Raw genomic sequence first — 25,608 nt, 5'->3', positions numbered from 1 at the left:
TAAAAGAGAACATTTGTTCTTATTTTTTTCTCTGACAGATCAACTAAGAAAGGAGCCTGACCAATGACCCGAATTCCAGAACATGATCGGGATATGATTGAAAAGGCAATTTATCTTCCAATGGTTATTACGATCTTTAATCTAGATTTAGCGGTTATTGAGAAGAGTTCTTTCAAATTAAAAAAGCCCTACCAAGAATTAGTGGAAGAGGCTCTAAGAATAGTTCAGCAAGAATTAACTGTTGTACGAAGTTTTTTACGGAAGGAAAATATTAAGGTGAGCGAGATGAAACGTGACAAAGACTTTACTATGTATAGTTTTATCTACAAAGGCTTTGAGGAGCACCATAACTATTTCAACCCGCGCTTACGAAATAAAACAGAGGAATTATTGGCTTATTATTTGGTTAAGAGGCTTTATGAATAATAAGAGTTTTGGAGACAAGCTCTAAAACAGAGCAACAGAAGAATGTCCCCAACCCAAGGATACCGTCATCTCAATAAAGAGTATTTTGAAGCGCTTTCATTTTGTTCTGCAATTCCTTTTCTTGAAACTAAATAATACTGCTGCCGTTCTGTTTCTTCTATACGCTGCAGGAGTTTCGTTTTGAGAAGAGCAGTCCTCATTACTTGATTGCCAAATGAACTATAAGAAATGTCTATATCAATCTGCTGCTGATTTCGAAAAACAACAGATGTCATTCCTGTATCTGCACGAGTAAACTTACTCACATGATGATGTGACAGCCACATGCATTGAGGTCGTGCAGGTGAAGAAGTTGGAAAGAAAAAAATAGAGCTTGTTGGATCAACGGCAATTGGAGCTTTGTGGGTAATTCCGATTAAATGTTTTGTTCCATCCTTTCTTCCCTCGTAACTCGAACCAAAATATTCACAGCTCCGTTTAATAATATCCAGAGGTTTAAACGGGGAGATAAATTGATCTTCTAATTCGAAAATCTGGGAATACATTTCACTTCCATATTGAATTGGTTTAATTAGAAGTGTATAAGGATTAATTTCGTATTCCTCAATAAGACCGTCTTGAACCCTTTTCATTAATGTTCTCCCTTCTCCCTTGGCTTTTTACAATTAATAGAAATTTATTACATATTATCATATTTTATTACAAATTACACTAAAATACACAAAATATTCTGATAAACTTACAATAAAAGTAAAAATAATCGTACAAACTATTCATTTTAAAAATATTTTGAATTTTCTGTTGAATTTATATCCTCTTTGCTCATATAATAATAAAAAGTGTCAGGAGTGGTCTTCATGAAAAATGATAAGTCATATTCAGATTTGGCAGAGTCCTCAAGCTTAAAAAAGCGAAAAGTAAATGCCACATTGCAAGAAGTCTTTATTGATATGATCATCCACGAAGCCATACTCAAGGAGAAGAAGAGTAAACTCCAGAAGCAGATTGATGACGCTCTTGATTTGAAAGACAAAAAAGAATTTATGCTATTAAGCCATGAGATGAAACATTTAATAACCTTGTTTGGTTAAACAGTAAAAAAAGAGGCTGGGACATAACTAGCTTCAATTATCAAAAAAAGTGAAATGGATTAACTCCATTTCACTTTTTTCGGTTTTCCTCTATGAAACCTTACCTACTGACCGCGAATTTCCTTATATTCACGGCCATTAATGCAAATCCCATTTCATTTTCAACCTTTTTCTGTCCGCGGACAGAAAATCGGTTGAAACGCAAATTAGCCTTCAAAAATCCAAAAACTGGTTCCACATCTATTTTCCGTTGACGGTAGATGGAACTTGTTTTTTCTTCTGAAAGCTTCGCTCTTACATATTCTTTTTGCTGTTCCCATTTTTCATTCACCATTAATTTTCGGTTCGTACCTTCCTTTGCTTTGGTGCAAGAGGAACGGAATGGACAGCCTGTGCAGTTTTCACACTCATATAGTTTGAACTCGCGTGTGAATCCTGATTTGTCCGTACGCACGGAATGATTTTTGAAGACCAAACGCTGCTGATTCGGACACGTGTATGTATCGTTTTCTTTATCATACTGCCAGTTGTCTGGATTAAATTCGTTTTGTTTGTATTTTTTCTTCTGCTCTTTCTGGTACATCCCATAGGTAATTAATGCTTCCCTTTTACGATTCGAAAGAATATCATCATAATTCTGTTCGCTTCCATATCCGGCATCTGCGACGATGTGCTTCGGCAACTCGAAATAATTTTGCTCAATTTGATCTAAGAACGGAATGAGGGTGCGAGTATCGGTCGGATTCGAAAATAGGCTATAGGCCAGGGTGTATTGGCCTTCTGTTGCGACTTGAAGATTATAACCAGCTTTCAATTGACCGTTCTTCATATAATCATCTTTCATTCGCATAAAGGTCGCATCGGGGTCTGTTTTTGAATAACTATTCCTGGTGCCAAAGATTTCAAAGTCTCGCTGATAGTTCTGTTTTCTTATAAGTAAATTTAGGACTTGTTTCCGTACTTGTTTTGGAAATTTTCGTTCGCTTCTTAACGTTTTTCGTTCTGCCGCATCTGAAGATGCTTCTATTTCTTTGTCATATTCAGAAATGACATCCTCTACTTTTTGAACCACTTGAGCCAACTCGTCTGAGGACAATTGCTCTACGTTTTCTCGTTCGATTTCGGGAATGATTTCTTTTTCAATGAGCTCATCATATAACTGATTAGATTTTTCGATTAAGCTTTTATGATAGTTTTCAATAGACTTTTTCCACACGAATGTAAATTTGTTCGCATTCGCTTCAATCTTTGTTCCATCAATAAAGATTGCTTCTTGATCAATGAGTTTCTCTTGAACAAGCTGGCAACGGAATTGAACGAAACATTGCCGGATTAATTCCTTTACTTCTGGATGAACACGAAAACGGTTAATGGTGCGATAACTTGGTTCATATCCTTGTGCTAACCACATCATTCGGAGGCTGTCCTGTAAAAGAGCTTCCATTTTCCGCCCTGAAAAAACAGATTGCGTATAGGCACATAAGATAATTTTCAACATCATGCGTGGATGATAGGCAGGACAGCCCTCATTTCGCAGGAAAGGTTCCAACGCTTCATGAGGAATACTTTCAACTAAGTGATGGACGTGGAAGGCAAGATCATTTTTGTGTAATTTCACTTCTAAATCTAAAGGCAAAACTAATTGATTCATGTTATACTCTTTAAACATAAGGACACTTCTTTCTGTTTGAATTTTTGTTGTGGTGACTTAATTTTAGCAGAAAGTGTCCTTATGTTATGAGTAAAAAGACAAAGCCGGTGAAAATTTTACGTATCGTAAAATTTTCACCGGCTTTTTTTCATTTTAGAGCAGGGTTTTGTCCCAGCCTCTTTAGTCTGTAGACAAACTCGGGTGAAAACCTTAGTTTGTCTATTTTTATGGTTTGTATAACATGACATTGATTTCCACTCCAGGCACTCGCTTTCCGCGGACGGTCGGTGAGCCTCCTCGGCTTTCGCCTGCGGGGTCTCACCTAGACACGCTTTTCCCGCAGGAGTCTCGTACCTTCCGTTCCAATCAACTTTGTTTTACCTTTTAGATATCCTCGAGGCACTTTGTTTAAGGATAGAAGGATTAAAACATAGGTGATAAGGATGTTTTCTAAACATGATTCTATTCAGCGAGACCCATTTGAAATGTTATATTACATCAAATGGTGCCACCTAACCATTTGGTTCGCAAAATGAAGGCGGCCATTGACTTCACTTTCATTTATGACTTGGTGAAGGATATGTATTCAGAGGTAGAGGCCAAAGTATTTATAGGGAATCGGAATTTTCTAATTCCAATCTCCTTTTGTCTACAGACTAAAGAGGTTCGGGGTAATTACTCGGGACCTTTTTTGAGTTTTGAATACTTTTCATGGAGGTATTCTGGCTTAAGCATATTTATCCCTCAAAATGGATATAAGTCTATTTAAAATAGAACGATTTGACTTGCAGCCTACATGTAGACAGTTGATTGAAGTGGAAGGCGTGAAGACTCCTGCGGGAATAGCAGGACAGGTGAGACCCCGCAAGAGCGTAAGCGATGAGGAGGCTCACCGCCTGCCCGCGGAAAGCGAAACGCCTGGAACGGAACTCAACACCCCATTTTAAAGAAGCCTAAAGCCTCTCCTTATTGGAGAGGCTTTTTACACTTTAACCACGGTGGAACATCCCGACGACTTCGGTTGTTTCAGTGATATTAACAAACGCATCTGGATCCACTTCATTGATCAACACTTTAACTTCTGTTAATTGATAACGTGTGATGACAGTCATTAAAATTTTTCGTTCTTGCCCTGTATATGCGCCTTGACCATCCATCATCGTAATTCCCCGATAAAGGTTAGCCAATAACTTCGTTTTTAATTCATCACCCTTATTCGTAACAATCATTAAGGTTAATTTAATATGATTGGTGTGAATCGTATCAATCACTTTTCCCGTTGCATAAATCGCTACTAAAGTGTTCAGCGCTGCATCCCAGCCAAATACAAAACCTGAAATAACCACAACCACGGCGTTCATAGCAGAAAGAAGTGTGCCTAAAGGAAAATCATTTTTCTTCTGCAGCAGCATAGCGATAATATCAAAACCGCCTGATGAACCTGAAGCACGAAAAATTATGCCAATCCCAGCTCCTGTCAGCACTCCGCCAAATAAGGAAGAAAGAATGGGTTCAGTTGAAATAGCATGAATAGGGATTACGTATAAGCTGATAGAAAGGACAACAACAGACAAAATGGTATAACTAATAAATTGTTTACCAAGTTTTAATACCCCTAATATCAACAGAGGCAGATTGAGTAAAAAGTTAAGAATTCCTGTATTAAACGGGCTAATGATTCCAAGCATAATGGCGATTCCGCTTAAACCGCTGCTCAATATTTTATGAGGAATTAAAAACATATTGTATGCAACACCGACAATAATTGAACCAATAATAATGGCTAATACCTTATTCATCCTACCTATCTCCCTGCATATATAATTCCAATTTCCTTTATTATAGTAGAGAGCGAATAAAGTGAAAATTTAATAGTTTTTTCTGATAATGGAAATCTTTATCAAAGCCTCTGAATATCCTTCCTTTTCATAAAAAATAAGCCGATTCTCCGGCTTATTCCTCTACAGTATGATAATTTTCTACAGATATTATTCGTTCCAACATAGTCGGGTGTGAATACCGAAACCATTTTACTAACAGGGGCGGGTTCACTTGACTTAGTCCAGAACGCGTTAATTCTTGAAACATCGTAATGGCACTCTCTTTATCTTCGAGCATCTCCATCGCATACTGGTCAGCCCTCTCTTCCTGATAGCGCGACACAAAGTTAGAAAGCGGACTGGATGCAAAGAGCAGCATCGCGGTAATCAGTAAAAAAAGCGGGAGTGAACTAAGGTTTCCAACACCTGTAATCTTTAGTACCTTACCGTACCGAGTGATGATGCTCTTCATTAACCTTGCTGTTAACCATAGCCCAGCAAAAGTGAGAATTAAATAACCTGCAATTCCTATATAAATATGTTTTTCAACGTAATGCCCCATTTCATGGGCCATAATGACGAGTATTTCCTTTTCCTTTAACCGATTAAGGGTTGTATCCCACAAAACAATTCGAGAGTTGGCACCAATTCCTGTGACATAGGCGTTAAGCGCATTGGTTTTTTCAGCCATATTCACTTCATAAACATGTTCCGCTGGGATATCAGCTTGACTCGCAAGCTTTAGAATCTCGGTTTCTAATTCTTTGTTTTTCAGCGGATAAAAATCATTATAGAGCGGGTCAATGACCACAGGCTGAATAAACATCATAAAAAAGAAAAATGGAATCGATAGGAGCCAGGCATGAAACCACCATCTCTTCGGGCTCTTATTGATCAACCAATATAAAACGGAAACGATAATAACCATTTGACCAAAATTGACCCAAAAATCAATGAGACCATCCTTCATCCAGGAAGAAAAAGTCTGGGTGCTGATATGATAACTTTTACTTAAATTATAACTAATATAGCTTAGTGGAAACGTCACAACATAGGAAAGCAGAGAGAGTAAAAATAAATAAACGCCTGCTTGTACGATTTTCCATTTTGATTGGCTCGCCGCTACCCTTTCAAATACGCGAGATAGTCCGAACAAAAGAATAAAGAAATAGACAATCCAGTCAAAAGCATTATAAGCAAAAAACATAAAATTCCTTATTTGAGAGTACTGCTCACTTAACATTAATTCCCGTGCATTTAAAAAGGTTGCCGGATCAGCAGCCGTACCTATCCACTGTTGAGGTAGTGATGTATCTCCATTGAAAAGATACAAGTACATAAACACCAAGATTAGAAAATATATCACAATAGCCGTTCCCGCCCATTTTCTAGCCATGTCATTTCCCCCTAATCATCAATCATCTCTATCTAGTGTAGTTAAAAAAGGACAAGATAGAACCAAAACCAGTTAAAGGAAGTTTGTCCACTTAATTGTAAGAGAATGTTCAAACAATCTTCTTTATTTCACTTAATTTCACAATCCATTCCCAATTTTGTTGTGTATAGTTAAATAGTACGAAAGCATTAGAATATTTTACCTGTTTTTCGCTTTCTGAATAATAGAATAAGGGGATGGACGATATGAAAAAGCTTTATGTCATTTTTTGTACACTTTTAATCATTGGAATTAGTACTGGTATTTATTACTTTAGTGAATATCGTGAATCAAAAATGGATTTCCCAAAAGAAATCGTTATGACCACACATACCGGATCCACATTTAGCTTTGAAGAAATGGCTCCTAAGGTCCGCCTGCTTGAGTTTATTTACACAGCTTGTCCAGATATATGTCCCACTACTACCTTTCAAATGAAAAAGCTCCAGAACCAATTAACAGCCGCTAAGGTGTTTGACACCCAAGTTGAATTCTTAACCGTTACTATTGATCCAACAGTAGATACAGAGCAGACTCTCAATGATTATGCAGCAAATTTTGACGCTGGCAAGACAGCTGGCTGGGAATTTCTTCGCGGCAGTGTGAAAGATACCCAAAAACTCGCCGACCAATTTAACTTTCAATATCGTGAATCTGGCAACGGGGATTTTGTCCATACCAGCGCCACCTATCTCCTTGATAAAAATAATCGGGTGATCAAAGTATTCGGAATGGGCGAAGACAGTTTTGACAAAGATAAAGTTTATGAACGGATTATGAAAGAAGTTAAGTAAAAGATGGAGTCATAGAAAGAGCGAACATAAACTCAAGATTACTATGGCTCCAACAATGATGACCATGATGTTCGCTCCTAGATAAGCGAGTACAAACGCAGATACAGCACCGACAACACCAAATCGGATGTCTTCTTGAATATAGAGAACCCCTGGGAAGATTAACGCCCCTAAGATTGCATACGGAATATTTTTTAATACTCGCTGAAGAAACGGCGGCAGTTCTCTGCCATTCAACATAACAAAGGGCAGCATTCTAGGAATATATGTAACCATACCCATGGCTGCAATCATCAGAATGATACTGCTACTCATGATGAACACCTGCCTTTTCTCTCAGTGTACTAAGGAGTTCCACGAGAATGGCAGATAGAAGAGCAGAAGCAACAATTGCCCAACCGTTGCTTAGTATGTCTCCCATGATAAAGATACAATTAAAGGAAGCAGCGATAGCGGCCAAAAAGAAAAGCTTCCACGATCCTTTCAAAGTTGGAACCAACAATCCAATAAACATCGCATACAACGCTACTGACATGCTCTCCTGGAGGATTTGAGGAAGACTCGCTCCAAATAGATGACCGATTCCAGAAAAAAGCACCCAGCTGCCATAAGCGGTCACATTCAGCCCAAACATATAGCCTGCGGTTAATTCTCCAGGCTTAACAGCGGCCACGGAAAACGTTTCGTCGGTAATACCAAAAGCATAGATCATCTTTTTGAACATACTATCTTCTTTCCTGCTTTTTTCATTCAAAGAAGCAGATAACAGAAAATGACGGATATTCACAATAAAGGTGGTCAAAATGATTTCTATTGCTCCAGTTCCTAATGCCAATAAATTTAAGGCTATGTATTGAGCAGCTCCTGCATAAACAACCATACTTAATAAAAGAGTTTCCCCCATAGTGAGTCCGGTGGTTTTCGCCAGTAAACCATAGGTAATAGCAATTGGGGCGTACCCGATAGCAATACCCGTACCTGCTTTTACACCTATATGAAATGCAGGAGACTCATTTTGACTATTTGCTTCTGTCATCCCTAAGCCTCCATCTTTCTATTAATCTTCAAAAGACAATGCCTCCACTGCCTTAAAAAGGGTCTGCATATACGTTTTACCATGCGGCACAAATGACTCCTTCCTAACAGCGATTACCCCCTCACTCCTACTTCCGTCTTCACCTACTGTAAATCCATTTACCTTAATTTCAGATGTCTTCTCCTTGTATAAGGCTTTCAGGTCTTCAAGTCTTGCCTGAAACATACCGCAAACCTCTTCTTCCTGCAGCGTAAACTGTTCATTTTCAAGGGTTGTTACATATAGGTATACATGACAAAACTCTCGGTCTATAAATTGATTAAAAATCAATTCATTCTTAATTCTTCCGACTGGAATAAGGTCTGTCATATTTACCTTTATACCAATTTCCTCTTCAATTTCCCTAACCCCGTCCTGAACAGATTCCGTATCTAATAAATGTCCGGCAGCTGTAATATCAAGGAGATTAGGGAAATCCTTTTTCATCTTACTGCGCAACTGCAAAGTTAGAAACGTCTGATTGTTCTCTCGCCTAACAAACCAACAATGAAACGTTTCGTGCCAATGACCTTGTTTATGAACCTCTTTTCGAGGCAAGGAGCCAATTTCATTATACTGTTCATCAAAAATTCGCAGCCGCTCTGTTTCCATGATGATTCCTCCTATATATAGTCATTTCTTTACTTGTAACATTTTCTATTAGTATACTTTTTCCTTAAAAAGTTTTCTAGGCTGTTAATTGATAACAATAAAGAGCCGCCATCGTTTTTAGGATGACAGCTCTTTATCTTCTTCGGCATCTATTAGGTTGTCCAATCTTCGAATACTCTCCCTTGCGCGTTCCAAGTCAATTTCCCGATAGTGATGAAGACCGCCTTCTTCTTCATCCTTTTCATCGGCTTTCTTTACAATTTGCTGTAGAGCAGTTCGTTCAATATCATTCGTAGGCAGGAATGAATCTGTGTGGAACAAAATAGCCAGTGCAATGGTTCGGGCACGTATGGGGTTTTCTCCCAAGCGAATCAGCAGCTTGTGTGCCCGTTCTGCACCTTTAATCGCATGGATATCATTCTGCCGATAGAGATCATAATCCCATTTCCCATTACGATACCAAGTAAAGTGACCCATATCATGGAGCAGTCCTGCTTTTGCAGCTATGTCCACGTCTAGATTTTCTTCCTTGGCTAGATTAAACGCATGGTATGCAACCGAAATAGCATGTGCGATTCCTGAGCGGGTCAAATATTTCTGGGCAATGTGGTGTTCAAATATATTCTGGAGGGTGACATCTCTCAAGTTTATCTCTCCTTTCTAGTTGTAATAGGTAAATTTTTTTAAAATTAATATTACCTTTTTTCTAGTTGATTGACAAGGAAATAAACAGTTCACTGAAGAGCTGCGCTATTTGCTAGAGGGAATTAATTATCTTATTATGTCCGAATATGGAGCGTGCATGTTCAGCTTTTATTTCCCATGAAACTCTGCTGGTTTTTTTTCAAAAAAAGCATGTAAGCCTATAAGAAAATCTTCACTCGCTGCTGTTTTTGCAAAACATAATTCTTCTATTTTTTTACCTTGTTGAATATCTGTCTTCAAGCCATTTTTAATCGCAAATTTAGCCTGTTGTAAAGCCAGCGGACCATTTCTGAGCATAATCTTAGCCATATTAACGGCTTCTTCTTCAAGAGTTTGATTAGAAACAACCTTGGTAATGAAACCATATTGATAGGCATCAAGTGAAGTGACCCGTTTTCCGGTCAGAATTAATTCAAGTGCCTTTGTTTCTCCAATTAGACGAGGCAGTCTTTGTGTACCACCAGCACCAGGAATTAAACCGATATTCGTTTGCGGCAGTCCCATAAGTGTTTGGTCAACGGCTATACGGAAATCACAGGCTAAAGCTAATTCAAAGCCGGCTCCAAAAGCGTAGCCATTAATCGCTGCAATCGTAGGCTGCGGCAGATTGTCAATACTATCTAATAGATCATTAAGTTTTTTTAAGGTTTCAACCATTTCTGAGCTTTCTGAAAAGGCTGGATCATGCAAATCACCTCCGGCACTAAACGCCCTTTGTCCGGCTCCTGAAATGATCACCACACCCACTTGCGGATTGACCGCAATATCATTAATTACATCTTGTAATCGTTTAATCATTTTTAAATTTATCGTATTAAGGGCTTCTTCCCGATTGATTGTAATATGTGCAATGCTGGATTCAACTTCATATAAAATACAAGGCACTGCTCCCACTTCCTTCCTCACCATTCTGTTTGTATATAGGTCTATTCCCATTTTCAGTCAGGGGTAAGCAGGAAATTTAATTATCTTATTTAAGATTGGAATTTTAATGTGCAGAAAATGAAAAAAAAACAGCTGAATCAAACAACTCGTGTCTGTCAGCTGGATCTTTTTTTATTTCTGAAACTGAGTTTTCAATGAACGTCGCAATATTTTTCCAGTTGTATTTTTAGGAAGTTCAAATAAGAATTCTATTTGTTTCGGCACTTTATATTTCGCTAAATGTTCTGCACAATAGGCAATTATCTCATCTTCAGTTAAGTCTGCATTTTTTGTCACCACAAAACTATGAACAACTTCACCTTGGTTTGGATCTGGAACTCCGATAGTTGCTGCTTCAATAATATCCGGGTGGTTAAATAACACTTCTTCCACCTCACGAGGATAAACATTGAATCCACCGACAATAATCAATTCCTTTTTACGATCTACAATAAAGAAGTACCCTTCCTCATCCATTTTGGCTAAATCTCCCGTATAAAGCCAGCCGTCTTTTAATGTGGCTGCTGTCTCTTCAGGCAGCTTATAATACCCCTTCATAACGTTAGGACCTCTAACAATTAATTCGCCAACCTGTCCAACCGGTACTTCTTCCCCAAGTTCATCGACCACCTTGTTTTCAACATGAATAATCGATGTGCCGATTGATCCAGCTTTCCTTGGACGATCCAGCGGATTAAAACAGGTGACCGGTGAAGCTTCCGATAGCCCATACCCTTCCGAAATAAACACATTGAACTTTTGTTCAAAAGCTTTTAATATCGCGACAGGCATGGCAGAGCCTCCTGAAATACATAACCGAAGCGAGGATAATTCATTCGGGTCTACATCTGGATATTGATAAAGGAAATTAAACATGGTTGGAACGCCGGCGAAAACCGTTGCTTCATATTTCTTTATCAACCTGAATACTTCTTTTGGACTGAATTTAGGAACAATCAACAGTGTTCCGCCACTCATTAAGGGCGCATTCAAAGCAACCGTCATGCAAAACACATGAAACATAGGAAGTGTGGTTACCACTCGATCATCTTCATTGATTTTCAAATAATCACTGACATCCTGCGCATTCGAATACAAATTGCGATGAGTAAGCATCGCTCCCTTAGGTTTTCCTGTCGTTCCGGATGTATATAAGATTAAAGCAACATCCTCTTCATCTAAAATAGGCCCTTTAAACTGACTATCACCAGAAGAAACTAACTGTGTAAACGATTTCATTTTTGGGTATATAGATAATTGACTACTATCCATTCCACTCTGATCTGCACCTGTCTCGCATATAATCATATGCTCTACTGTAGACAACACAGGATTCATTTTTTCTAACAGCGGGACAAGTAAATCAAGTGCAATAATGGCCTTAACATCTCCATTATTCATGATAAACCCAATCTCATCAGGTGTATAAATCGGATTAACAGGTATGACTGTTGCACCTGCCCTTAATGCACCATACATCCCAATGATGAAATGCGGCGAGTTCCCGATAAGCAGGGCGACATGGTCTCCCTTCGAAATCCCTAGTTTATGCAGCTGATCTGCAAACATTGTAATCGATGCATCTAATTCCCCATAAGATGTCCCTTTGTCCATAAAATAATAAGCTGGCTTATCTGCCTTAACCTGAGCCGTACGGTGAAGCTGATCCGATAAATTCACAAATACCCCTCCTTAAAAGAAATGCGGAGGCATCCGTTATGCTTGCGAAGGAAATAGGGGGTGGACCTAAAAGGCTGTTCTTGCCTTTTGGGGACACTCATCTTTTCCACAGCAAGCAGGATGCCACAGCTGGACAACCTGAAATGCGGAGGCGCCCTGGTTTGCTCGTGAAGGAAATAGGGGGTGGACCTAAAAGGCTGTTCTTGCCTTTTGGGGACACTCATCTATTCCAAAACGAGCAGGGCGCCGCAGCTGGACACTGAAATGCGGAGGCGCCTTGTTCAGGCCTGACAGGCATAAGAACAGCCTCATAGCAAGGTGCTCTTTACCTTGCGGAGAGGATGGGCTTATGACCCGAAGGCCTAGGCGCCGCAGCTAGACAACCTGAAATGCGGAGGCGCCTTGTTCAGGCCTGACAGGCATAAGAACAGTCTCAGAGCAAGGTGCTCTTTACCTTGCGGAGAGGATGGGCTTATGACCCGAAGGCCTAGGCGCCGCACCTAGACAACCTGAAATGCGGAGGCATCCGCTTTTCCTTTTTCATAATTATCCAGTTTTATGAATGAATAGTCATTCATAAATTGAAGAAAAAAGCGCTTCCAATATATTATATTAAAAGAGAATAGACCTATCAAGAAAATCTTTCCATAAAACTGAAAATAATGTAATTACTAGTAAATAAAAAAGCAGTGTGTCATATCCTAAAATATAGAATAGACACGCTGCTTCTTTTAATAGATTAAATTGATTAACTCGTCTTTTGTTACTTTTCCGAAATAATGAGTAACATCCAGATCGGCTAATGCGTCTGCAATGGCTTCTTTTTCATAACGCACACCATTCAATAATTCTTCAATTTCAGCTACTTCTCCAACACCAAAAAAGTCTCCGTAAATTTTGCAGCTTTCAATGCGTCCTTTGTTCACTTCTAGACGAATATCAATTGAGCCTACCGGAAAACGATGTGAATTCTGCAGGTTGAATTTTGGTGATTTCCCATAATTCCAATCCCAGCTCTGATAACGCTCTTTTGAAATCTCATGGATTTTATTCCAATCCTCTTCCGTCAATACATATTCAGGAACTTCCTCACTGCCTTCAAAAATATACTTTAGAATAAGTGATTTAAATTCTTCAATTGTAATTGGGTTTTCTAGAAAATCTGCAATATTGGTTACCCTGCTTCTAACAGATTTAATGCCTTTAGATTCTATTTTGTCTTTTTTCACTTTTAGTGAAGCTACTACATCATCGACATTGACATCAAACATTAAGGTTCCGTGACTGAACATCCGTCCACGCGTTGAAAACATAGCATTCCCAGAGATTTTTTTTCCTTCCGCAAGAATATCATTTCTCCCGCTCAGCTCCGCGTTAATTCCCAGCTTTTTCAGTGCCTTCACAACTGGTTCAGTGAACTTTTGGAAGTTGTGGAAGCTCTCTCCATCATCCTTAGTTATAAAACTGAAGTTCAAGTTTCCTAGGTCATGATAAACAGCGCCTCCGCCTGATAATCGACGCACTACTTTGATTCCATTTTCTTCAACATATTCTGTATTTATTTCTTCTGCTGTATTTTGATTTTTCCCAATGATAATGGAAGGTTCATTTATGTAAAATAATAGATAACTTTCGTTAACATCAAGATTACGTAGAACATGTTCCTCTATGGCCAGATTGATCATTGGATCATGTATGCCTTTATTATCGATAAATAACATCTTCTTCTCTCCTGCTTTCCTATAGTTTGCTTATATTTGATATTCGAGTCCATTTCTTGCTATAGCAATTTCTCTTGTGAAAACTTCCGATGCTTCTTTTTTCAATTTATTTATGTCTCCAAAATGAGGCAGATGAGTCAGCATAAGCAGCTGAACTCCTGCATTATTGGCAATCTTAGCAGCCTCTTTACTGGTCATATGTCCAGCTGCTGTTCCGTCCATATCAGCATAAAAGTTACTCTCACATAAAAGTATTGTTGCGTCCTGTGCAAATTCAGCTAGTTCTTCAAAGTAAGAGCTATCACCTGTATACACAATCGATTTCCCATCAACTTCTATCCGCATAGCAAAGCATGGTACAGGGTGTTGAGTACGTAAAAAGGTAAAAGTAAGCGGACCAACTTGCATCGGTTTTTCTTGATTGTATGCTATTCCCTTCGTCACTTCCCGAAAATCCAGCTTAGCAAAGGCTGCTTCATCTAAGTTATGACCATAGATAGGCGTAGTTTTCTTGGCACTTCCCTGAAATTGTTTGATCAGCAGTGCATGCTGCAATACACCAATATCAGCTACATGATCTGCATCATAATGACTCAAAACAATCGCATCTAAATCCTCAGGTTCAAGATGATTTTGGAGCTGTGCTAGTACACCGCTTCCACAGTCTAGTAGAACTCGATACTCACCATACTCAAGTAAGTAACCTGATGTAGCTTCATTTTTGGCAGGGTATCCACCCCAACAGCCAATGACGGTTAGTTTCAAGGACAACACTCCTTTTAGGATAACTATTCTTCCTCTTCCTAATATAAAACATTCTGTCTATCTTTTCATCTTTTTCAATTTGTTATAAAACAAATCATTGACAATTACAAACTGTTATAATACAATAAAAGCATAATAAACAATCAGAAAATTCAGAGGAGGATGATCATTTTGATTAAGAGCAGTATTGAATTCTTTAAGAACCTACCAGCAAAAAAGTGTGCAGAATGCGGAAAGAAAATTGAAGAACAACATGAATGCTATGGAAATAAATGTGATCATTGTCTACAAGCTTAAATATAAACCTTAGCGGAGCAGCGAGTATCATTCCTCGCTGCTTTTTGGTTTCAAGCAAAAAGCACTCCCCTTCGATTAAAGGGGAGTGCTTTTTTATGCTTCAGTTTCGGTTTTGCTTACTCCTGAATATCTGTGTTTGTGTCTAATTACAAAGTAGGTGATAGTACCTAGCATAAACACTAATGCATAGCCGATTAATATATATCCATTTTGCCACATTAAACTAAAGTTTCCACTTGAGATAACCTCTTTAAAACCTCTGACAGAATACGTCATTGGCAGAAGACGGTTAAATATCTGCAGTGGTTCTGGTATTAATTCTAATGGGAATGTTCCTGCGCTGGTTGTTAATTGCAGAATCAAAATGATAATGGCAATAAAACGGCCAGGGTCTCCCATTACAGTAACGAGCAATTGAATTAATGCAATGAATACAAGTGAGGTGATAATCGAAAATAGGATAAATAGTGGTACACTTTGTACCTCAATTCCTAGCAACGCAATAACAAGAAGTGATGCAACTACTGCTTGAATGACTCCAACTCCAGCAATCACACCAAACTTACTAATAAACCAGCTAAATCCATTTTTCGGTATACCTACTGGTTCTCGAAGCGGGAATACAATTGATAAAAGTAATGCTCCTACAAATAAACCGAGTGATAAGAAGTATGGAGTAAATCCAGTACCATAGTTTGGAACCTTATTTACACTTTCTTTTGCGACTTCCACTGGTTCTGCTACCATATTGTACGTCTCGTCGTTTGCTTTTACTTCTGATGATTCCTTCGCCGCATCACTCAGCTTATCCTTCAATTCTTTTGAACCGTCAGCAAGCTTTGTTGTACCATTCGCAATCTTCGAAGAACCATCCGCCAATTGAACGGAACCATCTGCTAATTGTTTGGAACCGTCTGATAATTGAGTTACTCCTGTGTTAAGTGTATTAGCACCTGCGGCAAGAGCATTTCCTCCCGCCTTGGCTTCATTTAGTTTCTCACCAAACGTAACAAGTCCAGCGGTTAATTTAGATTGTCCTGCGGCAAGCTCTCCCGCTCCTGACTGCAGCTGTACACCACCATCATTCAGTTGTTGAAGACCTTGCTGCATCGCTGCTTGTCCTTCATTCAACTTGCCGACATTTTGTGACAAGTTGGCTGAACCATCTGCTAGTTTCACAGCAGAAGCGGCTAGTGTTTGATTTCCTGATTCCAGCTTGGCAGTACCGGCATTAAGCTGGGCAAATGCTTCTTTCAATGCAGCCTGATTCTCCGCAGGCAATGAAGCCATGACAGGTTCAAGTTGACTTTGAAGAGCCGCTACACCATTCTTAACGTCTGCTGCACCTTTAGATGCTGATCCAGCACCTTCAGCAAACTGATTTAAAGATGAAGTAAGCGTGTCAGCACCTGCTTTAATATCTTTGGTTCCTGTTACTAGTTGCCCCATCTTCTCTTCAGCTGTCTTAATTCCTTGACTGGCTTGAGTAATACCAGATTGTAATGATTTAGTACCGTCTTCTGCTTTAACAGCACCGTCTAAAAGCTGGGTTTGACCTTCAGCCAGCTTTCCTAATCCATCTGCTAACGTTTTAGCACCGGACTCTAGTTCTTGTGTACCGCTTGATACTTTTGTTGTACCCTCTTTAAATTGAACCTGCTTCTCTGCAAGAAGGGTTAACTTTTCTTGGAGTGTATTTGCACCATCGTTTACTTCATCGATGCCTGTTTTAAGTTTACCTGCTCCTTCATCAGCGGCTTGGAAACCATCAGCCATTTTCGTCAAGTTTTCAAACATCGTTTCCGCATAAGTTTCCGTAACCTTTACTGACAAAGCACCCTTTATTTTCTCAATGGCTGTTTCACCTATTTGAGCTGATAAGAAGTTAAAACTTTCATTAGGAACATATTTCAGTTCAAGTTTCTCCGGATGTTCATTCATTAATGTGGTTGCATTTTCAGAGAATGATTCTGGAATTTCCACTAAGAGATAATATTTTTGATCTTTAAGATTTTTATAACCTGTTTTCTTATCAACAAATTGAAAGTCAAATTCCTTACTTTCTTTCAGTTTATCAACAAATTCATTTCCCAGTTCATACTTCTCTCCATCAAGTTCTGCTCCAGTATCACTATTGACGATTGCAACAGGAAGATCTTCTAATCGATCATACGGATCCCAGAATGCCCATAGGAACATTCCACTATAAAGAATAGGAATAAAGAGAATCGCTATAATTGAAATCAGCATTTTTCGATTCGTAAACAGCGATTTTAATTCTTGTTTAAACATATTTGTCCTCCAGTTTTTCATTATGACTAATTTGTTCATTTAGTCATTTTTCGGTATAAAATGAGGATTATCAATGGTTAATCGACAATCCCTTGAGCAAAAATAGATTTGAATAAATCAGCTATGGCTTCTTTTTTCAACGGTTCTCGGTTTTTTTCCCAATCAAAAATCAATGCCACATACATCTTCAACACGATAAAAGCCGTTATTTCAGAATCACATGGACGGATATAGCCTTTTTCAATTGCTACTTCAAGCTTATTCTTGATGAAGGTAATAATTTCACCTTCAATTTCTTCAACCATATCCCGTACAGCCGGCGTGCCAATTTCTTTCTCTTCTTGAAAAAGTTTAATCAACAACTGATGTTCTTTCCTAAACGCCAGAAGGCGGTATAAAGCTTGATGAAGATTTTCTACAAAGGGCTGGTCATCATCAATAGCCTGTATTGCTTCCTGCTTCATTTCACGAATAATGACTGATACAATTTCTTTAAATAGCTCTTCCTTATTCGTATAAAATGTATAAATAGTACCTTTTCCAACATTAGCTATTTTAGCTACTTGATCCATCGTCGTCGCTTTATAGCCAAATAGAGCAAATGATTTTGCAGCGGCATCCACGATTAGTTTTTTACGATCAACTGTCATTTCTCACCTCAAAACTGACTCATTGAATAAAATAGTCATTAAGTACGTTATTTATAATAGCAAACCCCGTTAATAGTTGCAAGTCCTGTTTTAATGATTATGATAATAAAAAAAAGATTAAACAAGCGATAAATAAAAAGAAACAAGCATTTAAAAAGAAACTGATTGCCCATTCTAAAAGGGGAGCCATTCCAAAACTCTCTGCTTTCGACTGCCGATATTTTCTCCTCATTCTTATCACCTATTCTTTTACTAATTATTACCTATTTTACCACTATAAACGAATAGACGAAAGCAGTTTTACTAGAAATAATTCAGCCCCAAATAAAAGAACAAATCGGCCTAAAAAGACCAATTTGTTCATGCTTGGGCAGCTGTAAGCTGCGAACTAGGTTTTTGAATAAAATTGAGAACCTTTTCCACCGCTGCTTCAGCTTGATCGATACAATCCGGCATCCCGATACCAGTATAAGAACTTCCTGCTATAAATACGCCAGGCAGCTGATTATACAAGTTGTCTTCTACCTGCTGGATCCGTTGTTTATGACCAATTTTGTACTGAGGCATAGCTTCTTTCCAACGAGTAACGATAGTGAAATCCGGTTCTTCTGTAATGGACATCGTTTTATTAAGATCCTCAAGTACGATCTTACTGATTTCTTTATCCGATAAATTAATAATTGCTTCATCGCCTACCCTGCCCACATAACAGCGCAGCAGTACCTTACCCTCCGGTACAGCATGCGGCCATTTTTTGTGAGTCAATGTACAGGAAGTAATCGAATAATCACTATTCCTCGCTACGACAAAGCTGGAACCTTTTAAATCCTTCTTAATGGCGCTTTTATTAAAGGCCAAATTCACTGTCGCCACACTAGTTGATTCAAGTTCCTTTAACGGTTCTACGGAAATGAGGTCGTCAAGCATTTGACAAGCAGCCTGATGACCAGCAGAAATAATAACAGAATCCGCCATAATGACCCTGTTATTATTCAGACATATTTTATACTGCCCGCTCGTTTTATCCATTAGCTCAACTTTTACACCCTTAATAACAGAATCCGGTTCGAGTTTTTTCTCAATGGCTTCGACAAATGACTGAAGACCTGTTTTAAACGTAAGAAATCCATCCTTACCAATCACTTTCTCAACCGTTACTGAAGATTTTTTCATTCCTATTATCAAACTGCGATATTGCTGTTCTATTTGATGGAATTGTGGAAAAGTTGACTGTAAACTCAATCGCTCAATATGACCGGTATATATGCCTGAAAGTAACGGTTCGATAAAATTCTCCAATACCTCTGTACCAAAACGGTACCTGAAGAATTCACCTAGTGATTGGTCCTCTGCTTGAGAGTTTGACGGTAAAATAAGATCTGCTGCCGCTCTCAGTTTGCCGAGGGGACTAAATAATGACGAAGTAATAAATGGACTAATGTTTGCAGAGATCCCTTTATCTCCTCCCGGAATAGGATGGAGCCTGTCACGAATTAAGACAAATGATTTACCTGGTTTACTAGCCACAAGCTCTCCTTCCAATCCCACTTCCTGTGCAAGACGGATTGGACTTTGTTTAGAGGCGAGAAAAGAATCGGGTCCTTTTTCTATGACAAAGCCATCACGGAAAGAAGTCTGGATCTTTCCTCCAAGGCGGGGGGATGAATCAAGCAGTATACACTGGTATGGTAAATCTTCCTCTTTTATCTTTTTCTGCAGATAAAAAGCTGAAGCAAGACCAGTGATACCTCCCCCAATGACAGCAATTATTTTTTTGGATTGATTCACTTTCATCGCCTTCTTTTTTTTATTCCTGATTCAAACGTTTCTTGATGACTGTTGCCAGTGCATCAATGAATGCTGGGTTCGCATTAGGCATTTCTGGACGATAATAGGCAGCTCCAATTTCATCGGTAACCACTTTACATTCGTAATCATTGTCATAAAGTACTTCTAAATGCTCCGCGATAAAACCTGCTGGAATATAGATGAATGCTTTATAGCCTTTTTCGTTAAATAAGTCTCTTGTCAAATCTTGTACATCTGGTCCAAGCCATGGTTCTGGAGTTTGTCCAGCACTTTGCCAGCCGACTGCGTAATTTTTCACATTGGCAGCTTCAGCAATTAGTTTAGCTGTTTCATGCAATTGATCAGGGTAAGGATCGCCGTTTTGCAAGATTTTTTCAGGCAGGCTGTGTGCTGAAACTACTAAAACGAAATCTTCCTTTTGTTCGGGAGTCATTGTACGAATGGTTGCTTGTAATTGATCAACCCAATATTGAATAAATTTCGGCTCTTGATACCAGCTTTCAACAGAAACAATAGCCGGTCCATTAATCTTATCCGATTCTTGTTTAGCACGGTCATTATATGATTTCACACTAAACGTAGAGAAATGAGGAGCTAATACAATACTAACTGCTTCCTCTATGCCATCTTCTTTCATTTGTTGCACGGCATCTTCTATGAAAGGTTCAATATGTTTTAAGCCTAAGTATGTTTTAAATTCTATCTGATCTTGACTCGCATTTAATTTACTCTCAAGAGCTGCAGCCTGTGCGTCAGTTATTTTAGCTAACGGAGACAATCCGCCAATTGCTTCGTAGCGTCCTTTCAGGTCTGCAATCAGTTCTTCAGACGGCCTTCTTCCATGACGAATATGTGTATAGTATCGTTCAATATCTTCTTCTTGATAGGGAGTTCCATATGCCATAACCAATAGGCCCATTTTCTTTCTGCTCATTCCAATTACACCTCATTTAAAAGTTTGTCCTACTTATCATGCCTGCAAAAATGTTTAAAATCAAACAGTTGAGCACATTGTTATTTCCATGAAGAGTATTCATGAATTAGAGTTGTCAATTTCCTCAGAACTTCTGGATTTACCTCTGGGAAAACACCATGGCCTAAGTTAAAGATGTAGCCAGGCTGTTCCATCCCTTGATCAAGTATTTTCTTCGCACGTTCCTCAATAACATCCCAAGAAGATAAAAGAATGGCCGGATCTAAATTGCCCATTAGATTTTTCGTAATTCCTTTATTTCTTGCTTCCGTTATTGGTAAACGCCAATCTAAACCAAGAACATCGATTGGAAGATCATTCCACTCTAATGCAAGATGGCTTGCACCGACTCCAAACATAATAAGAGGTACATTTTCTTCACGAAGTTCTGAGAAAATACGATTCATGATTGGTTTAATAAAGATTCGATAATCTTCTACATTTAACGCCCCAACCCAAGAATCAAAGATTTGAACTGCCTTTACCCCTGCTTTTATTTGAGCTTTCACGTAAATAATAATCATATCAGCTAATTTATCCATTAGAGCAAACCATGCTTGCGGCTCTGAATACATAAATGCTTTTGTTTTGTTATAATTTTTAGAAGGTCCACCTTCAATCATATATGAAGCAAGCGTAAATGGTGCGCCCGAAAAACCAATTAACGGAACCGACAACTGTTCAGTCGTTAATAGCTTGATGGTATCCAACACGTAAGGCACATCATCTTCTGGAGATAGTTCACCAAGTTTGCCTACATCCGCTAATGATTTAATAGGATTTGCAATGACTGGACCTATTCCAGATTTAATTTCAACATCCACTCCAAGTGCAGGAAGAGGTGTCATTATATCCTTATAAAGAATGGCAGCATCCACATTATATTGTTCAACTGGCAATCTTGTTACATAAGCACATAGTTCAGGCTGGTGTGTAATTTCGAATAAAGAGTATTGTTCCTTAATCTTACGGTACTCTGGCTGTGATCTGCCTGCCTGACGCATATACCATACCGGTACATGGTCTGTCTTTTCCCCTTTTGCAGCTCTTAATAATGTATCATTAAATTCTTTTGTCATTGAAATCCACCTTTCGAGCGTGGCTAGAAAAACTATATCTCCTGAATCATAACAATCCAACGTATCAGAACCCTTTACAGTTCTGGAGAAACAATCCACACTAGACGCTAGTCATATTGTTGAAAAACTTTAATTAGATAAATGTTAAGAAAATATTTTAAACTTTCCTTAAATAGAATAGCAGAAGGAAAGAAAATTTCAAATTGAATTCCTTCTCAACTATAGCCGTTTCTACTATGTAAGTATAGGAAACCTAGGCAATTGTCAAAAAATCGCCGTTTTTAACGATTAGAGCATACACTCGGATCGTTAAACTAGATTACCCATCTTATTTTTGGGTACAATACAGTATATAAAATAATGGGAGGTGTTGGCAATGTACGTATATATTACATCAGGAACCTATGAATTCTTAAAAGAAATCAAGAGTAAACATCAGAAAGAAAATCTATTACTAATGGAGAATTTCGAGAAAGCGGTGTTACTACAGGAAACAGAGGGTAAAAAAACGGTATTTGCTTCACCGCGTAAATTCGAGGTCGTCGATCAAAGAGGGGCGTTGTCTGAAGTTGGGTTTGTTGTGCTCGATAACATTCCTGTTCGAGAAGAGGAACGTCCAGGTTTTGAACATCGATATAAAAAGCGTGCTGAAACGATTGAAAATGAATCCGGTTTTCTAGCACTACGAATCCTTCGCCCATTAAATTCCGATACATATGTCATTCTTACTGTCTGGCAAAACGAATCGAGCAGTTCTAGTTGGAAGAACCATTTTTCGTCTAGTGCAGACAAAAGCACGAACACTTGGCAAGACCTTAATAAAAACATATTCTCCGGTCCGCCATATGTTAATCAATACAAATTGGGACTTAGAGACAGAGCAGACTGAACCGAAAAGAGTTCAGTCTTTTTTCGGTTTACTAATGTGATTTCTATTGGCATAAACAGCAGCCTGGGTTCGATCGGCAACAGTCAGCTTGCTTAAGATATTACTAACATGAGTTTTCACGGTTTTGATACCTATGAATAAGTCCTCTGATATTTCCGCATTTGTCATACCTTCACTGATGCATTGCAAAACATCCATTTCTCTCTCGGTTAAAGTATCATGTAATTTGTTTTCATGATGTCTCAAGCGCTTCACCATAACATTCGTTACCTTTGGCTCAATGACGGACTCTCCTTTAGCAGCTTTACGGATGGCTGTTACCACTTCAGCTGCCGAGGATGTTTTTAATAAAAAGCTGAAAGCTCCTGCCTCGAGTGCCGGGATTACTTCCTTTTCATCATAGTAGCTCGTCAAAATCACTACCCGACTATTTAATCCTGCGTCTACTATTTCCTTAGTTGCTTCAATACCATTACCATTTTCCATTAATAAGTCCATGAGTACTACATCAGGTGTATGTTCCTTAGTCAACTGTATAGCTTCTATGCCGCTTTTCCCTTCACCCACTACCTCTATATCAGGTTCTGTCAATAAAAAGGACAAAATTCCTTTCCTTACAAGCTCATGATCATCCACCACTACTAAACGAATTTTAGTCATCTTTTCCACCCTTTACAGGAACTTTAATATCGATATACGTACCTTCATGGTAAATCGAGCGTATTTGAATCACGCCCCCTATTTCCTTACACCGTTCCTTCATGGATCGAATACCGTAGGAAATCATTTTTTTATCTTCAGGATCGAATCCTTTTCCATCGTCACTGATAAATAAATGAACATATCCCTCTTCCTCGGACAGTTCAACTTTTATCTTCCCAGCTTCTGCATGCCGAATAATATTGGAAACAGCTTCTTGAACTATTCTAAACAAATGCTCTTCTGCTGCTTTTGTTAAACCGCAGACTTCATCAATACTTCCTTGAAAATGATGATTGGTCTTGGATTTCAACTCTCGTAATAGCTTGATGATTCCGTCACACAATGAGTCTTTTTGTAATTCAACCGGCCTTAAATGCATAAGCAGTGCGCGCATCTCTCCCTGTGCTTTAACAGATATATCCGCCATTTGAATGAGTTGTTCTCGGGCAGCTTCAGGGTATTCATCAAATAGTTTAATAGCTGTCGCTGACATCATGCTTAATGCAAATAGTTGTTGACTGACCGCATCGTGTAGATCTCTTGCGATTCTCTGCCTTTCTTCAATCACTGCCGCAGTATGTACTTGTTCAGAGAGAACTAGTTTCTCATTAGACATTTTCTGTAAAAGTTCAATTTGTTCCTGCACGTACTCTCCAAGCAAATTCACTTCTGTTATCATTCGTGCTGTTTCTTCTGTATGTTCTACTTTTAATTGGTCAGGAAATTTCCCATTCCGCAGACTCGCAAGATAACCACTAATTTTAGAAAGCTTACCATTTAAGATAAACAAATTGCGAATGCCAAAATAAATAGAACAAACCATCAGTAATACCATGACAAAAAACGATAGAATAAGCGATGTTTTTATGGAAAAGGCGGGGTTTTTCACTGCCAGCAAATACACTTGAAGGAGAATAAAGAAAAACAACGAACTAAACATTGCATTCATTACATAACTTTGAAAGAAAGTTGATTTAAATCCTTTCATCATTTCACTACTTTCTACACTTTATCTATCTTCACTTCACCAATCATCATATCAATGACAAAATCGATTTTTTTGACTGCCTCTTCGTATTGTGGAGACTCGAAGTAGACATTTGGTCCAAAAACGTGTGCAGAAGATGAGGAAAAAATAGTCACTTCACCAATCGTTACTTTTGCTTGGACACGAATCGGGATATCCTCTGGAATAAGGATATTCACATCACCTATCCAACCTTTTAATTGGATTAATGTTTCTCGTTCAGGGATATATGCTTTATTTAAGTCAAAAGAATAGTCACCAATGCCGTGATAAATATTCATCGGTTCCAAATGCCAATTACTTTGATTAAAGTCCACTGATCCCAAGGTTATCATTTTTGAATATCTTACTTTTGACTTCTCCTTACTTTTTTTCTTTCTAAGCTCAGGTTTCCCTGTGAGTTTTAACAAATTAATTGTCTCTTGGCTTTTATTTATTTCAGTCCATACATCCTCAATTTGCTGATGAATAATCCCATGAGTCTGTTCGTCTGCTTTTTTACCGGATAATTCTCGTAGTTTTTCTTTCCCATTTTCCAAATGTATAAGCGCTTCTTCTATCTTCTGACTGTAATCACCTTGTTCATTAGGTTTAGTGTTCAAGGTTTCATCTTCATAATATTCAGTTTTATCTTTAGATACAATGCGATTATTTTTACTAAGTAAGAGCTGTAGGCCAATAAAAACAATTAATAAAGGCCATAAATTCCAAATCTTAAAGTCTAAATTCGTAAATTTACTAATTAGTAATAAAGTTGAATAGGTAATCAAAAACAACCCGATAAATAGTTTATTTCCAGATTGCCTAGAAAAACAGGAAATAAACAGATATATCCCTGCTAGTAGTAGAAGGATAGGATAAACCTCGACAAACATCTCCTTTATTTCCAAGGAAATGACTCCTATATTGATAAGCAACAATAAAAAACCGGTTAATAAAAGTATGCTTGCAGCTAATGCTCGGTTCAACGAACGCTTTTTCATTACACCGTTTCCTCTCATTCCCTCTATTATACTATTCTTCATTGGTCGATAAAGCTCCTCTTTCAGGTTGATCATTCTCCTTAAATCTATCATGAAGTCTTTCCCATAAATACCTTCTGTAGTTTCTATTTTTCTCCGTCTACAGACGGAGAGATTCATTCACATAAATATGCGCCCATCATATCCTAAATAGACAAATTAAGATAAA

The 25,608-nt window shown here is 38.3% G+C and carries 24 protein-coding genes and 1 pseudogene; 5 read left to right on the top strand and 20 right to left on the bottom strand.

The window, feature by feature from the left end; translation table 11 throughout:
• Positions 1–63: 63 nt before the first annotated feature.
• Entirely contained in the window at positions 64–426 is a 363-nt protein-coding gene (locus MHI18_RS15845; protein ID WP_340848691.1) for a hypothetical protein, read from the top strand.
• A 65-nt stretch (positions 427–491) separates the two neighbouring features.
• Here MHI18_RS15845 and MHI18_RS15840 read toward each other — a convergent pair whose 3' ends face one another.
• Positions 492–1,058, bottom strand: a complete 567-nt coding sequence (locus MHI18_RS15840; protein ID WP_340848690.1) for a competence protein ComK — start codon at positions 1,056–1,058, stop codon at positions 492–494.
• Between the two features lie 225 nt (positions 1,059–1,283).
• On the opposite strand from MHI18_RS15840, the gene MHI18_RS15835 reads away from it, so the two are divergent.
• Entirely contained in the window at positions 1,284–1,517 is a 234-nt protein-coding gene (locus MHI18_RS15835; RefSeq protein WP_340848688.1) for an IDEAL domain-containing protein, read from the top strand.
• A gap of 100 nt (positions 1,518–1,617) precedes the next feature.
• Here the strand turns inward: MHI18_RS15835 and MHI18_RS15830 are convergent, their stop codons facing one another.
• The 3 genes from MHI18_RS15830 to MHI18_RS15820 all read right to left on the bottom strand — a co-directional run bounded on the left by MHI18_RS15830 (position 1,618) and on the right by MHI18_RS15820 (position 6,384).
• On the bottom strand, positions 1,618–3,186 hold the full coding sequence (locus MHI18_RS15830; protein WP_340846018.1) for an IS1182 family transposase: 1,569 nt from the start codon (positions 3,184–3,186) through the stop codon (positions 1,618–1,620).
• Between the two features lie 971 nt (positions 3,187–4,157).
• Complete coding sequence (locus tag MHI18_RS15825) at positions 4,158–4,967, bottom strand: YitT family protein (protein ID WP_340848686.1); 810 nt, start codon at positions 4,965–4,967, stop codon at positions 4,158–4,160.
• Positions 4,968–5,121: 154 nt separating this feature from the next.
• Positions 5,122–6,384, bottom strand: a complete 1,263-nt coding sequence (locus MHI18_RS15820) for a M48 family metallopeptidase (RefSeq protein ID WP_340848684.1) — start codon at positions 6,382–6,384, stop codon at positions 5,122–5,124.
• Positions 6,385–6,629: 245 nt separating this feature from the next.
• Between MHI18_RS15820 and MHI18_RS15815 the strand changes: the two genes are divergently transcribed.
• Positions 6,630–7,217 (top strand): SCO family protein, encoded by a 588-nt coding sequence (locus MHI18_RS15815; RefSeq protein WP_340848683.1) that lies wholly within the window; start codon positions 6,630–6,632, stop codon positions 7,215–7,217.
• A 9-nt stretch (positions 7,218–7,226) separates the two neighbouring features.
• On the opposite strand, the gene MHI18_RS15810 is transcribed toward MHI18_RS15815, so the two are convergent.
• The 8 genes from MHI18_RS15810 to MHI18_RS15775 form a co-directional block, all read right to left on the bottom strand.
• A complete protein-coding gene (locus tag MHI18_RS15810) occupies positions 7,227–7,532 on the bottom strand; it encodes an AzlD domain-containing protein (protein ID WP_340848682.1) in 306 nt (101 codons plus the stop codon).
• On the bottom strand, positions 7,525–8,253 hold the full coding sequence (locus MHI18_RS15805; RefSeq protein ID WP_340848681.1) for an AzlC family ABC transporter permease: 729 nt from the start codon (positions 8,251–8,253) through the stop codon (positions 7,525–7,527). Before MHI18_RS15805 ends, MHI18_RS15810 begins: the two co-directional genes overlap by 8 nt.
• Before the next feature lie 21 nt (positions 8,254–8,274).
• Positions 8,275–8,904 carry an NUDIX hydrolase gene (locus tag MHI18_RS15800; protein WP_340848680.1) on the bottom strand — a complete coding sequence of 210 codons (630 nt, stop codon included), beginning with the start codon at positions 8,902–8,904 and terminating at the stop codon, positions 8,275–8,277.
• 117 nt (positions 8,905–9,021) lie between these two features.
• Positions 9,022–9,549 carry an HD domain-containing protein gene (locus MHI18_RS15795; protein WP_340848679.1) on the bottom strand — a complete coding sequence of 176 codons (528 nt, stop codon included), beginning with the start codon at positions 9,547–9,549 and terminating at the stop codon, positions 9,022–9,024.
• Positions 9,550–9,717: 168 nt separating this feature from the next.
• Positions 9,718–10,518 carry an enoyl-CoA hydratase-related protein gene (locus tag MHI18_RS15790; protein WP_340848678.1) on the bottom strand — a complete coding sequence of 267 codons (801 nt, stop codon included), beginning with the start codon at positions 10,516–10,518 and terminating at the stop codon, positions 9,718–9,720.
• A gap of 147 nt (positions 10,519–10,665) precedes the next feature.
• Complete coding sequence (locus MHI18_RS15785; protein ID WP_340848677.1) at positions 10,666–12,213, bottom strand: fatty acid--CoA ligase family protein; 1,548 nt, start codon at positions 12,211–12,213, stop codon at positions 10,666–10,668.
• A gap of 731 nt (positions 12,214–12,944) precedes the next feature.
• The gene (locus MHI18_RS15780) at positions 12,945–13,934 is read right to left on the bottom strand and encodes a lipoate--protein ligase (protein ID WP_340848674.1); all 990 of its coding nucleotides are present in this window, start codon (positions 13,932–13,934) and stop codon (positions 12,945–12,947) included.
• 30 nt (positions 13,935–13,964) lie between these two features.
• On the bottom strand, positions 13,965–14,699 hold the full coding sequence (locus MHI18_RS15775; protein ID WP_340848672.1) for an MBL fold metallo-hydrolase: 735 nt from the start codon (positions 14,697–14,699) through the stop codon (positions 13,965–13,967).
• A gap of 150 nt (positions 14,700–14,849) precedes the next feature.
• On the opposite strand from MHI18_RS15775, the gene yhfH reads away from it, so the two are divergent.
• On the top strand, positions 14,850–14,996 hold the full coding sequence (yhfH, locus tag MHI18_RS15770; RefSeq protein ID WP_340850303.1) for a protein YhfH: 147 nt from the start codon (positions 14,850–14,852) through the stop codon (positions 14,994–14,996).
• A gap of 93 nt (positions 14,997–15,089) precedes the next feature.
• On the opposite strand, the gene MHI18_RS15765 is transcribed toward yhfH, so the two are convergent.
• The 5 genes and pseudogenes from MHI18_RS15765 to hemE form a co-directional block, all read right to left on the bottom strand.
• Positions 15,090–17,288, bottom strand: a complete 2,199-nt coding sequence (locus MHI18_RS15765; protein WP_340848670.1) for a YhgE/Pip domain-containing protein — start codon at positions 17,286–17,288, stop codon at positions 15,090–15,092.
• A 70-nt stretch (positions 17,289–17,358) separates the two neighbouring features.
• Positions 17,359–17,938: pseudogene (locus tag MHI18_RS15760) on the bottom strand (TetR/AcrR family transcriptional regulator).
• 360 nt (positions 17,939–18,298) lie between these two features.
• Entirely contained in the window at positions 18,299–19,732 is a 1,434-nt protein-coding gene (hemY, locus tag MHI18_RS15755) for a protoporphyrinogen oxidase (protein ID WP_445670001.1), read from the bottom strand.
• A 13-nt stretch (positions 19,733–19,745) separates the two neighbouring features.
• Positions 19,746–20,681 (bottom strand): ferrochelatase, encoded by a 936-nt coding sequence (hemH, locus tag MHI18_RS15750; RefSeq protein ID WP_340848665.1) that lies wholly within the window; start codon positions 20,679–20,681, stop codon positions 19,746–19,748.
• An 80-nt stretch (positions 20,682–20,761) separates the two neighbouring features.
• Positions 20,762–21,799: a uroporphyrinogen decarboxylase gene (hemE, locus tag MHI18_RS15745; protein WP_340848664.1), complete on the bottom strand. Its 1,038-nt coding sequence runs from the start codon at positions 21,797–21,799 to the stop codon at positions 20,762–20,764.
• Positions 21,800–22,175: 376 nt separating this feature from the next.
• Between hemE and MHI18_RS15740 the strand changes: the two genes are divergently transcribed.
• Positions 22,176–22,688: an antibiotic biosynthesis monooxygenase family protein gene (locus tag MHI18_RS15740; RefSeq protein ID WP_340848663.1), complete on the top strand. Its 513-nt coding sequence runs from the start codon at positions 22,176–22,178 to the stop codon at positions 22,686–22,688.
• Positions 22,689–22,700: 12 nt separating this feature from the next.
• Here MHI18_RS15740 and MHI18_RS15735 read toward each other — a convergent pair whose 3' ends face one another.
• Genes MHI18_RS15735 through liaF form a run of 3 tightly spaced genes read right to left on the bottom strand, consistent with a single transcriptional unit; the run spans position 22,701 to position 25,442 of the window.
• A complete protein-coding gene (locus MHI18_RS15735; protein WP_340848662.1) occupies positions 22,701–23,348 on the bottom strand; it encodes a response regulator transcription factor in 648 nt (215 codons plus the stop codon).
• Positions 23,341–24,378 (bottom strand): sensor histidine kinase, encoded by a 1,038-nt coding sequence (locus tag MHI18_RS15730; protein WP_340848660.1) that lies wholly within the window; start codon positions 24,376–24,378, stop codon positions 23,341–23,343. The genes MHI18_RS15735 and MHI18_RS15730 overlap by 8 nt, the downstream gene beginning before the upstream one ends.
• A 14-nt stretch (positions 24,379–24,392) precedes the next feature.
• The gene (liaF, locus tag MHI18_RS15725) at positions 24,393–25,442 is read right to left on the bottom strand and encodes a cell wall-active antibiotics response protein LiaF (RefSeq protein ID WP_340848659.1); all 1,050 of its coding nucleotides are present in this window, start codon (positions 25,440–25,442) and stop codon (positions 24,393–24,395) included.
• Between the last annotated feature and the right edge of the window lie 166 nt (positions 25,443–25,608).

The organism is Peribacillus sp. FSL H8-0477, assembly GCF_038002765.1.
Classification (GTDB): domain Bacteria; phylum Bacillota; class Bacilli; order Bacillales; family DSM-1321; genus Peribacillus.
This window is presented reverse-complemented; position numbering and strand designations above follow the sequence as displayed.